The 3,121-nt window shown below is 72.4% G+C and carries 3 protein-coding genes; all 3 read left to right on the plus strand.

The features are described from left to right. Nucleotides 1-323: 323 nt before the first annotated feature. Complete coding sequence (locus tag AC1D12_RS29295) at nucleotides 324-1,877, plus strand: sialidase family protein (protein ID WP_477844690.1); 1,554 nt, start codon at nucleotides 324-326, stop codon at nucleotides 1,875-1,877. Further along, nucleotides 1,838-2,074 carry a hypothetical protein gene (locus AC1D12_RS29300; RefSeq protein ID WP_477844693.1) on the plus strand — a complete coding sequence of 79 codons (237 nt, stop codon included), beginning with the start codon at nucleotides 1,838-1,840 and terminating at the stop codon, nucleotides 2,072-2,074. The genes AC1D12_RS29295 and AC1D12_RS29300 overlap by 40 nt, the downstream gene beginning before the upstream one ends. A 13-nt stretch (nucleotides 2,075-2,087) precedes the next feature. After that, nucleotides 2,088-3,121: LTA synthase family protein (locus AC1D12_RS29305; RefSeq protein ID WP_477844695.1), on the plus strand; the 1,034-nt coding region annotated here is incomplete at its 3' end.

The following is a 3,121-nucleotide window of genomic DNA, read 5'->3' on the forward strand; positions in this document are numbered from 1 at the left end:
GCGTTCGCGCGATTCCTGCAGCCGCGCGGCGGAGGCCCGGTTCAGCTCGGGCACCGCCGATTCGTCGAGCCCGAGCGCGGCACAGCGCGCGTGCGACTGCGCGATCGCCTGCAGGTGCTGCGGCGACGCCACGTCGGCCGCGGTTCGGGTGGCGGGGGACTGAGAGAGCATGCTGCCTCCTTCGCGTGCCGCATTCTGCATGTTCGGGCGGGATCGCGCTGAAGCCGGCCCCGGCTGTCACAATCTGCGCCTTTCAAGCAAGGGCACGGGCGCGGAATGAGAGGCGCGGAATGAGTCGGGCGCGGCGGTCGCCGAGGATGTTGGTGCTGGCATTGGCCTGTGTGATGCTGGGCGCGGCGGCCGAATGGCGGCGCGCTGCCATCACGGGTGCGACGGCTCGTGAACCGCGGCTGGCGGTGAAGCCGGTGAATGGGCCCGCGAAGATGCCGCGCCTCGTGCCCCGCTCGTCGCAGCGCATCCCGATGCCTGACGGCGTGCCCGCTGCCCATGCCAGCGCACTGACGGTGCTGCCGAACGGCGAGCTGCTCGCGTTCTGGTGGGCCGGTTCGCGCGAGAGCGCACCCGACGTCAGCCTGTACCTCGCCCGTTGGGCCGACGGCCGCTGGAGCTCGGCACAGAAGGTGGTCGACCGCGCGGGCCTGGGCCGCCAGCTCGGCTTCGGCGTGCGCCGCATCGGCAACCCGTCGGCCTGGGTCGCGCCGGATGGCCGCGTGCATGTCTTCATGGTCGCGACCGGACTGGGCGGCTGGGCGGCGGCGCGCGTCGTGCAGCTCGAATCCGCCGATGCGGCCCGCAGCTTCGCGGTGCGCCGCGTGCTGCCGCTGACGCCGCTGGCCGACACCAGCGTGCTGGTGCGCACCAACCCGGTCGGGCTCGACGATGGCGGCTGGCTGCTGCCGGCCTACTTCGAGCTGCGCAACAAGTACCCGATGGTCGTGTCCTTCGATGCCGACGGCGCGCCGCGCTGGCTGAGCCGCATCGGCCGCTCGACGACCGCGCTGCAGCCGGCGCTGCTGCCGGTGTCGGGCACCGAGCTGCGCGCGGTGATGCGCGACATCGGCCCGTCGCACCGCGTGCAGCAGGCGGTGAGCCACGACGCCGGCCGGCACTGGGAAGACGTTGCGCCGCTCGAGATCCCGAACCGCGACGACTCGGTCGCCGCGCTGCGCCTGGCCAACGGCGGCTACGTGCTGCTGCACAACGACACGCTGCCCGGCGGCTCGCCGCGCCAGTGGCTGCGGCTGTCGACCTCGGCCGATGCGCAGGCCTGGACGCCGGCACTCGACGTGCAGCGCGGCAACGCCGGCGACGAGTTCTCGTACCCGAGCGTGCAGCAGCTGGGCCGGCAACTGCACGTCACCTACACCGCGCAGCGGCAGGCGATCGGGCACCAGGTCTATGACATCGAGGACGGGGAGGGCGCGCCAYGACGCTGCCTGAACTCGGTCAGCAGATCGTCTGGGCACGGCTGGCGTGGGGCGTGGTCGGCGCGGCGCTGCTGTTGTCGCTGCTGCCGCTGCGAGGAACGAAGCCACGCGCTGCCGTTGCACTGCTCGCGCTGGCCGCGATGTGGCTGCCCGGCCCGGCCTCGCCGGCCTGGTGGCTCGGCCTCGCATTCCAGCAACCGAGCGGGCTGTTCGCCGCGTTGTGCGGTGTCTCGGTCTGGAAGCGCTTCGTCGATCGCCCCGCGCAGCAGACCCTGCCGCCCGCGCTGGCCGCGGCCCTGGTGGCCGGCGGCCTGGTGCTCTATGCCGATGCGGTCGGCGCGCTGTCGCTCGGCCTGTACCCGTGGGGTTTCGATGCGGTGCAGGCGCCTGTGGCAGCCGTCGTGCTGTCGGTGTTCGCGCTCGCGGTGATCGTGCGCGGCCGGCAGCACGCGGCCGCCTGGGCCGTGCTGCTGGCGCTGACCTTCCATGCCGTGACGCACCTGCCGACCGGCAACGTCTTCGATGCGCTGCTGGACCCGCTGCTGTGGCTGTGGGCGCTGGCACGCTGCGTGGCGTTCCTGATCGCGCGGCTGCGTGGCCGCGCGACCGTGGCGCCGACCTCCTGAGATCGAATCGACCATGTCCCTGCTGCGTCCGCATCTTCGCCTCGCCCTCGCGATGGCCGCCGTGCTCCTCGTCGTCGGCACCGTGTACCGCGCCGTCTTCGGCCTCTGGTTCGCACCGCCCGACGCGGCGCTGTCGGCCGGCGACTGGGCCGCCGCGCTGTGGCTGGGCGCGCGCTTCGACCTGCGCGTCGCGCTCGACAGCGTGCTGCTCGCCTGGCTGCTGGCCACGCTGCCGTGGGTCGGCCGCTGGCTGCGCCCGCCGCGCGCGCACGCCTTCTGGTGGACGTACTGGATGCTCGCCGCCTTCGTGTGGGCGCTCGGCGTGGTGCTCGATGCCGGGCACTTCGCGTACCTCGCGCAGCGGCTGACGGCGGTCGTCATCTCGCTGGCACGCGACATCGGCGAGGCCACCGGCATGGTCACGCAGACCTACCCGGTCGGGCGCATCACGCTGGCGGTCATCGCCTGGCTGGTGCTGTGCCATTTCATCTTCGGCTGGCTGTGGCGCCTTGTCGTCGGTACCTCGGCTGTCCCTGCGCCGCCGGTGCCGCGCAAGCGCTGGCAGGTCGGTGTCGCCGAGACGCTGGTCGTTCTGCTCGGCGTGTTCGGCATCCACGGCAAGTTCTCGCAATACCCGCTGCGCTGGAGCGATTCGATCGAGCTGCAGAACGCGTTCGCGCAGCAACTGTCGCTGAACCCGCTGCACAACCTGTACGACACCTGGACCTTCCGCGCGCAAAGCCTGGGCGATGCGCAGATGCGCCCCGATGCCGATGCGATCCGCGCCTTCGTCGGCCTGCCGCCGCTGAAGCCGGGCGAGCCGATCTCGTTCCTGCGCAGCGTGCCGCCCAAGCCCGAGCGTGCCGGCCAGCCGCCGATGAACGTCGTGCTGGTGCTGCTGGAGAGCTTCGCGGCGCACAAGGTCGGCGCGATCGGCAGCCCGCTGGGCGCGACGCCGAGCTACGACGCGCTCGCGAAGGACGGCCTGCTGTTCACGCGCATGATGAGCGCGCACGGCCACACCGCGCGCGGCGTGTTCACCACCGT

The organism is Rhizobacter sp. P1_G5 (assembly GCF_056405435.1).